Source organism: Pedobacter sp. UBA5917 (assembly GCF_002432345.1).
Classification (GTDB): Bacteria; Bacteroidota; Bacteroidia; order Sphingobacteriales; family Sphingobacteriaceae; genus Pedobacter.
The window spans coordinates 1-8,404 of the sequence record NZ_DJDT01000128.1; the positions used below are offsets into that span (position 1 = coordinate 1).

At 36.7% G+C, this 8,404-nt stretch carries 8 protein-coding genes; 4 read left to right on the top strand and 4 right to left on the bottom strand.

All coding sequences use genetic code 11. The features are described from left to right. Nucleotides 1–82: 82 nt before the first annotated feature. The 4 genes from rplI to B2V92_RS07810 form a co-directional block, all read right to left on the bottom strand. Complete coding sequence (rplI, locus tag B2V92_RS07795) at nucleotides 83–526, bottom strand: 50S ribosomal protein L9 (RefSeq protein ID WP_293306546.1); 444 nt, start codon at nucleotides 524–526, stop codon at nucleotides 83–85. Nucleotides 527–538: 12 nt separating this feature from the next. Then, complete coding sequence (rpsR, locus tag B2V92_RS07800) at nucleotides 539–802, bottom strand: 30S ribosomal protein S18 (protein WP_010599582.1); 264 nt, start codon at nucleotides 800–802, stop codon at nucleotides 539–541. Continuing rightward, entirely contained in the window at nucleotides 802–1,158 is a 357-nt protein-coding gene (rpsF, locus tag B2V92_RS07805) for a 30S ribosomal protein S6 (protein ID WP_113948051.1), read from the bottom strand. The genes rpsR and rpsF overlap by 1 nt, the downstream gene beginning before the upstream one ends. A gap of 290 nt (nucleotides 1,159–1,448) precedes the next feature. Continuing rightward, nucleotides 1,449–2,042 carry a hypothetical protein gene (locus tag B2V92_RS07810; RefSeq protein ID WP_293306556.1) on the bottom strand — a complete coding sequence of 198 codons (594 nt, stop codon included), beginning with the start codon at nucleotides 2,040–2,042 and terminating at the stop codon, nucleotides 1,449–1,451. A 182-nt stretch (nucleotides 2,043–2,224) separates the two neighbouring features. Between B2V92_RS07810 and B2V92_RS07815 the strand changes: the two genes are divergently transcribed. From B2V92_RS07815 to B2V92_RS07830, 4 genes are all read left to right on the top strand, one after another. Next, nucleotides 2,225–3,088, top strand: a complete 864-nt coding sequence (locus B2V92_RS07815; protein WP_293306558.1) for an AraC family transcriptional regulator — start codon at nucleotides 2,225–2,227, stop codon at nucleotides 3,086–3,088. A 64-nt stretch (nucleotides 3,089–3,152) separates the two neighbouring features. Further along, the gene (locus B2V92_RS07820) at nucleotides 3,153–5,165 is read left to right on the top strand and encodes a TlpA family protein disulfide reductase (protein WP_293306560.1); all 2,013 of its coding nucleotides are present in this window, start codon (nucleotides 3,153–3,155) and stop codon (nucleotides 5,163–5,165) included. A 12-nt stretch (nucleotides 5,166–5,177) separates the two neighbouring features. Next, a complete protein-coding gene (locus tag B2V92_RS07825) occupies nucleotides 5,178–5,933 on the top strand; it encodes a DUF1570 domain-containing protein (RefSeq protein WP_293306562.1) in 756 nt (251 codons plus the stop codon). A gap of 396 nt (nucleotides 5,934–6,329) precedes the next feature. Beyond that, on the top strand, nucleotides 6,330–8,156 hold the full coding sequence (locus tag B2V92_RS07830) for a DNA polymerase III subunit gamma/tau (protein ID WP_293306564.1): 1,827 nt from the start codon (nucleotides 6,330–6,332) through the stop codon (nucleotides 8,154–8,156). Nucleotides 8,157–8,404: the final 248 nt, after the last annotated feature.

The window sequence follows — 8,404 nt, forward strand, 5'->3', positions numbered from 1 at the left end:
CAACCTATTTTAGGACGAGTCATCCCCATAAAAAAAGTCCCGATTTTCATCGGGACTTTTTATTGATTCTTTAGAAGAATGCTTATTCAGCAACTACTTCGAAAGGAACCTGAACTTTAACTTCTTTGTGTAAGTTTAAGTTAGCAACATATTCGCCAACAAATTTAGGTTCAGTTTCGAAAGTAATACGACGACGGTCTACATCAAAGCCTTGAGCTTTTAATGCTTCAGCAACCTGGATGGTATTAACCGCTCCGAAGATTTTTCCGCTTTCGCCAGCTTTAGCACCGATAGTCAATTTAACATCAGTTAAACGCTCAGCAACGCCTTCAGCATCTTTCTTAATTTTATCTTGTTTAAAAGCAGCTTGTTTTAAGTTTTCAGCTAAAACTTTCTTAGCAGAAGAAGTAGCCAATGCTGCAAATCCTTGAGGGATTAAATAGTTACGGCCATAACCTGGCTTTACTGTAACTACATCATCTTTCTCACCAAGGCCTTTAATATCTTGTTTTAAAATAATTTCCATATCTCTAGCCTCCTATTTTAATTGATCAGCAACGAAAGGTAACAAACCGATATGACGGGCACGTTTAACGGCCTGAGCCACTTTACGTTGGAATTTTAACGAAGTACCAGTTAAACGGCGTGGTAACAATTTACCCTGATCGTTAATAAATTTCAACAAGAAGTTTGCATCCTTGTAATCGATGTATTTAATTCCGTTTTTCTTGAAACGGCAATATTTTTTACGGTTATCCTCTACTTTAGGGGCAGTTACGTATTGAATTTGTTCTCTTGCCATTACGCTGCAACCTCCTTAGTTTTTTTGTTAAAAGCACCACTACGCTTTTTCTCATTGTAAGCAATTGCGTGTTTGTCTAAACGGATAGTTAAGAAACGTAACACACGCTCATCGCGTTTTAATTCAAGCTCTAATTTTGCGATCAAATCTCCTGAAGCTTTGTATTCAGTTAAGTTGAAGAATCCGTTTGATTTTTTGTCAATTGGATACGCTAATTTTCTCAAACCCCAATTATCTTCTTGGATAATTTCGGCATTGTTGTCAGTAAGAACTGCTTTAAATTTAGCTAATGCTTCTTTAGCAGCCTCCTCTGATAACAACGGGGTTAGAACGATAACAGTTTCGTACTGATTCATTGTTATTAATTAAGTTTTTAATTTTTTAATCCCGAGCTATATTACGGGGATGCAAAAGTAACAATATTTTTCTTAAAATCAAATGATTATATGAAAATTATGTAAGATGAAAAATGTATAACCGAAGATGGAAAAACATTATGGAAAATGTAAGATGTGTGATGGATAATGGGAAATCAAGCTATGCCCTCATCCGCCCTACATCATCCATTTTACATAATTACATCATCCATCAAAAAAAAAGGGATCATCAATTAAGACAATCCCTCTACATCAATTAGCTGTTGTTGTTAGTAAGTTTGTACTGTTTTTACAAAGCACTCATCTTTAAATTTAACCACAAAGGTTAATTCTCTAGAATCTGTTTTGCTGATGTTGAATTTTTTGATCAACTGTGCTTTATTTGTAAACACTTCGTTGTAAACCTCATCATTGTATTCGTTGTATACTTTAACTTCGATCGGGTTTTTATCCAGATTATCCAAGCTAAGTGTTACTACTTTATCTTTTTGTGTATAAACAGGTTTGAATATGTTAGAAATTGTTGGCTCTGAAACAACAGCCTCGCCATCTTTAATGGTAACTGCATATTTTGCCAATTTTGCCTCAGATTCTACTTTAAGCACATAGTTTCCATCAGGAAGTGCATTTAAATCGTAGATTTTGCTTGAGAATGCAGCTGCATGGATGCTTTCTTCAAATAAAACCTCATCATCCGAGCCTAAAAGTGATAAATTCACATTTTCTGCTTTATCAGCAGTAAAACGGATATATTTTTCTTTCTCGCCTTTTACCTTTAATGTAAAATCATCATCGTTAGCGTGAACACCCGTAGCAGTAAAAAATAAGGCTGCTATTAAACCGATTTTTAAGAACTTTTTCATAACCAAATATTTTTAAAGAGTTAATAATTATATGATGGTACTAAGGTAGGGAGCTAACACAGATATAGTTAGTTACATATTTTCCACTTTCTATGCTATATTACCCCTACAATACGCTTATTTGACAAAATGCTATAATAAAGCATATTTTTTATGTATTTTGGAGAAGTAATTTAGAAAATATGAAACCAAGTTTCGAAGTCGTTGAACCCTCTTTTGGTAGCTCGTTCTATTATTCGAAGTATGTAGAAAATGCCAATAACATGGCACACCTCTGGCATTACCATCCGGAGATTGAAATGGTATTTGTAAACGGCGGTGCCGGAAAAAGGCAGATTGGCAGCCACGTTTCTTATTATACAGATGGCGATCTGATCCTGATCGGCAGCAACCTCCCCCATTGCGGCTTTACCGATACCAATACCGGAAATAAAAATGAAACGGTGATCCAGATGAAACCGGATTTCCTTGGAGATACTTTTTTAGGTCTGCTCGAAATTAAAGGAATCCACGAACTGTTCGACAAAGCAAAGGCAGGCATTGCTTTTGGTGCCGAAACCATGCTTGCCGTTGGCGACAAAATCGAAATGATGGATGATCAGTCCCCTTTCGAAAGACTGTTAACATTATTAGGTGTTTTAAAGAAACTGGAGCTGGCAAATGACTATAAAATTTTAAATGCGGATGGTTTTTCGATGGAAATGCAGGTACAGGATAACGACCGTATCAACATGATATTCAACTATGTGAAAGATCATTTCCAGGATCAGATCAGTTTACAGCATGTAGCCGAAATGTCGAGCATGACCGTTCCTTCCTTTTGCCGTTACTTTAAAAAAATTACCAAGAAAACCTTTACCCATTTCGTAAATGAGTACCGTGTGGTACACGCCTCAAAGCTATTGGCCGAAAAACCCATCAGTATTGCCAATATTTCCTACGAAAGCGGTTTTAATAATTTTAGTCACTTTAATAAATTATTTAAGGAGTTTACCGGCAAAAGTGCTTCGGAGTATAGAAATGAACTGAAGTCGGTGATTAAGTAATTTATGCCTCAATCAACTGGTAATAACCAGTTTTTTAGTTATACTTGTTTTTCAATCTAAAATAATGAAAAGCAGTTCTCTCTATCAAAAAATTATCCTTGCTTTCTTTCTGTCGACAGTTACAGTTAACCTTCATGCCCAAAAAGAAGGTAATCATGCTGGGAAAACCAACAACATTTTAACGGAAGCAAATCAAAACCTACTTCCTGATGTACTTTACACAAGCTGGTACAATAAAAACAATAGCAGGCTTGAAATTGCCTTTTATAATGAATCGGTAGTATATGATAATAAAGTTTGGGCATATAAAAACGCAGTTAAAAAACCGAACAGCACCCATACATTAATAACTATTACCAATGGGAAAGAAACCAGGCAGCTATCGCTTAGTGGATTAAATAACAGCGATATCAGCCTTACCGTTAGTAATAAAACCATCTGGTTAAGCCGAAACCAGGATAACTGCAAAAGAATCGCCGGTAAAGAACGTTACCAGCTTCCTATCCTTAAAAACGATAGTGCTATTTTTAGCGGTTATATCAAAAATTACAATCCTGAAACAGGCCCAAAAACAATGATGCTTTATTCATCAAATATTGTATCGGGCATGCAGGACAAGAAGATGATAAATATTCAGAAGAATGGATACTTTACTACAAAAATTGACATCCTTCACCCCGGAAGACTTTTTTTAAGTCCGAAAATCAACACTGGTTACAACATTTATCTGGAGCCTGGCAAAGAACTGTTTATAATCATTGATGAAGAAAAAATAAAATACGCAGGTGCACTGGCGCAGTTGAACGAAGATCTTGATAAATTATCCACGCTTAATTTATTTAACGACTTCGAAGTGAAGCGAAAAATCGTTAACATGACTGCTAACGATTATAAAGCTTACTGTTTAAACCTTCAGAAAAAAGAAATTAGCCAACTAGACTCGATACATCAGCTTGGAAATCTTTCTGAAAAAGCCTACCAGGTTAAAAAACTGGATATAGTATTCGATTATGCCAAAAACATTATGGAATACAATTGGATTTATGAGTCGGCAATTGGTGATCAGAATGAAGAGCTGAAAAAAAAGTCGAGACGTTACCCGAGCGATTATTATGATTTTTTCGACAGAACAATTATTAACAACGAACTTTCTTTAATCTCCGGCAATTACGGCATTTTCGTAAACAGAGTTAAGTTTTTACCTGGACTTAGACCTGACAAAGGCGTTTACCTGTACAATTATTTAGAAATGTTTAATGGTCTTAAAAAGGGAAAGGTTACACTTACAGCTAATGATATTGCTTTCAGTAAATTAATTTCCGCAAATGGCGATTCACTCAAAACAGACAGCACTACGCAGCACATACAGGATTTATGGTTTAAAGAGCGTAGTGATTATTTAGATGTTTACGGTATTAAAAATGCTTCGAATTCCAATCTTAAACGTATTGATTCGGCTCTTAACCTAAAACAGGGGATTTTATTGGACCTGATGAGAGCTCAGGAAATTCTAACGCCTATTGTTTTCCAATCTACACCTATTAATGACACCTATATACCTTATGCCCTATCTGATATCGGCAATCCTTTTATTAAGAACTATATCAAAAACAGAAATAACGAAACTAAAAAACAGTTGATTGCCAATAAAAAGAACAGCGGTTATTTTATAAATCAAACGCCACAGGTAGAAGCAGATAAAGTATTGGAAAATATCATCAGCAAATATAATGGCAAGGTTATCCTGCTCGATTTTTGGGCTACGTGGTGCGGTCCCTGCCTTAACGGAATCGAGGAAATAAAACCTTTAAAAGAGGAAATGAAAGATAGCAATGTGGTATTTGTTTACATTACAGATGAAAGCTCGCCGCAAAAAATGTATGAGAATTTGGCACCTACCATAAAAGGGCAGCATTATCGGCTAAACGATAAGGAATGGAGATATTTAACAGAACGGTTTAAAATAACGAGTATACCGCGCCAGTTATTAATCAGTAAAGAAGGGAAAGTGTTAAACCCGGATTTGGGCTTTATGGATAACGGACAGCTTAAAAAACTATTGGAGAAACAGCTTTAAAGCTTATAGGCCATGATTAAATTTATATTATTTGCATGCTTAAATCTTATCGGCTTATCGCTTTATGCACAATATGTTGAGATCAACCTGGTAAACTGTAAAATAAACGATAACGAACAAAAGAAAATAGAAAAACTGATTGCTTACGAACGTATGTTCTGCAACGAAATTTTCGAAACCAGTAGTAATATCACTGTTCCAGTCAAAATCAATCTTTACGGGAAGTATAAAGATTACCGGGCAGAAAAAGTTAAATACAATGCGCCGTCATCAACAGGTTTTTATATCGCAACCATAAATGAAGCCTTTATCATGAAGGGAAGCGATTTTATTCCGGTGGCATTGCACGAAGCCAGTCATAGTATTTTCCAGTTCAATTACCAGAAAGCGCCTAAATGGCTAAACGAAGGTTTGGCCGAATTTTTCGAAACACTGGATTTTGACAGCGAAGGAAACTTATATTCTTACCCGCAAAACAACCGCATCAAAATTATAAAAGCAGGTTTGGATTTTAAAGATACCGACAGGTTAAAAAAATTCTTCAAAATATATGATGGTGCGTTTTACGGACATGGTGTTGACGATAATTATAACACGGCCTACAGCATGATATATTATTTTATCAAAAACAAAAACACCAGGGCATTAAAAAATATCATCAAACTCACCGCACAGGGCTACGATACCGAAAAAGCCATCGAACTTACCTTTGGCAGCTTTAGCGCATTTGAAACAGGCTATAAACAGTTTTATAAGATACACCCGTAAATCATTAATGAATGAGTGAGTTTTGAATGATTGAATTTTGAATGAATGGATTTTGAATGAGTGCATAAAGTCTAAACTTCCAACGATATAATAAACCACTGATTGAATTTTGAATGATTGAGTTTTGAATGAGTGCATTAAGTCTAAACTTCCAACGATATAATAAACCACTGATTGAATTTTGAATGATTGAGTTTTGAATGAATGAATGATTACATTAAGCTTAACCTTTCAATCTTCCAACATTAGAACATTCAACAATAAAACCATTTAACAATTGCCTCCATCAACCTTCCAACTTTAAAACATTCTAAAGTTTCAACCTCCGAAACCCAACTTTTCAACATTCCAATTTTTCGCCCTTACAACACCTAAATTTTTCCTATTTTCGTGCCGATGGAAAATTTTATCGTTTCTGCCCGTAAATACCGCCCAGCCACCTTCGAAACCGTAGTTGGCCAGCAGCATATTACCGGTACGTTAAAAAACGCCATCAAAAACAATCAGCTTGCCCAGGCATTTTTATTCTGCGGGCCGCGTGGGGTGGGTAAAACAACCTGTGCACGTATCCTTGCCAAAACCATTAACTGTACCAATCCTACAGCCGAAATGGAAGCCTGCGGAACCTGCGACAACTGTCTTTCCTTCCAGAACGGGCATTCTTTTAATGTGCACGAATTAGATGCGGCATCAAACAACTCTGTTGATGATATCCGTAGTTTAATTGAGCAGGTGCGCATACCACCACAGGCCGGAAAGTACAAGATTTATATTATCGATGAGGTCCATATGTTATCGCAAAGTGCATTTAATGCCTTTCTGAAAACTTTGGAAGAACCTCCTTCATATGCCATTTTTATCCTGGCTACAACCGAGAAACATAAAATCCTGCCAACTATTTTATCACGCTGTCAGATTTTCGATTTCAACCGTATCCAGGTAGAAGATATTGCCAATCACCTGTCAACCATTGCCCAACGCGAAAATATTGCTTTCGAGAGTGATGGTTTACATATTATTGCCCAAAAAGCAGATGGTGGTTTGCGCGATGCGCTTTCGATGTTCGATCAGATTGCCAGTTATGCCAACAAGAACATTACCTATAAAGCGGTAATCGATAACCTGAATATTTTAGATTACGATTACTTTTTTAAACTTACTTCTTACTTAACCGCAGCAGAAGTTAGCCAGACTTTGCTTTTGTTCGACGAAATTCTGAACAATGGTTTCGATGGCAATAACTTTATCAATGGTTTGGCCAGTCACTTCCGTAACCTGTTGGTTGGTAAAGATACGGCTACCATTAAATTGCTGGAGGTTAGCGAAAATATCAAGCAGAAATACCTCGATCAATGTCGCCAAACAGAACTTTCGTTCCTGTTAACGGCTTTAAACCTGGCCAATACCTGCGATTTAAATTACAAAAACTCTAAAAACCAGCGTTTACAGGTGGAGTTGGCATTGATTAAAATGTGTCATATCCGGTCGGTCGTCAATTTGGCACAACAACCTTTAAACACTAATAACACAGCAACTGACGGAGATCAGGATAAAAAAAAAACTAATGTCGTAGCCGCTCCAACCGAAAGCCCAAAGCCTAAAGTTGAAGCTGAAAATACGGTTCAAACTCCTGCTCCTGTTGTTAATATCCCAGCACAGCCCCTTACTGCTGTAGAAGAAAAAGCGAAAGAAAGCCCAAGGGTGAGTAGTCCGCCACCATCTACAACTTCCATCAGCATCAATATACCAAAGGCGAGTGCTACCAGCATGCTTATTCCTTCGTTGAACGATTTCGACCGTATTGCGCAGGAAGAGGAAGAAAAAGGCCCGAAAAAAGCAACCGGAGATGCACGTGAAGTATTTAGTTACGACCGCTTATTGGAAATCTGGAGTATTTATACACAAAAACTCAAAGCTGCCGATAAAATCAATCTGTTCACCATTTTAAATAATTTTGCGCCTACCCTTCTTAATCCACAGTTGATCGAGATTTCGGTAGAAAGTAAAACACAGGAGCACCTTATCCAACAGGAATCTGTTGAACTTTTAAACTTTTTACGGAACGAACTCCGTAATTTCGGTGTAGAAGTTACCTATAAACTGGTAGAGCGTAAAATAGAAAACAGGTTGTATGGCAACCGCGAAAAATACGATTACCTGGTAAATAAGAATCCCAAGCTTGACGAATTACGCAGAAGGTTTAACTTAGATATTAATCCGTAAAAATTTGCAATTGTTCCTTTTAAAGGATAATTGTTTAATGAGCCTCTTTCTTTATATCCTGTCACGTTGAGCCTGTCGAAACGCCTTTTATAATATAACATAGATCCTTCGACTACTTGTCCTGATTTCTTCTATCGTGTGGACACAAATCCAAAGAACCTTTTATCCGCTCCTATGCCGCGGAGGCATGGTAGTTTTTCACTGTTAATGTTGTTTTTAATTGTGTTCAAGAATGCTACGCATTTTGG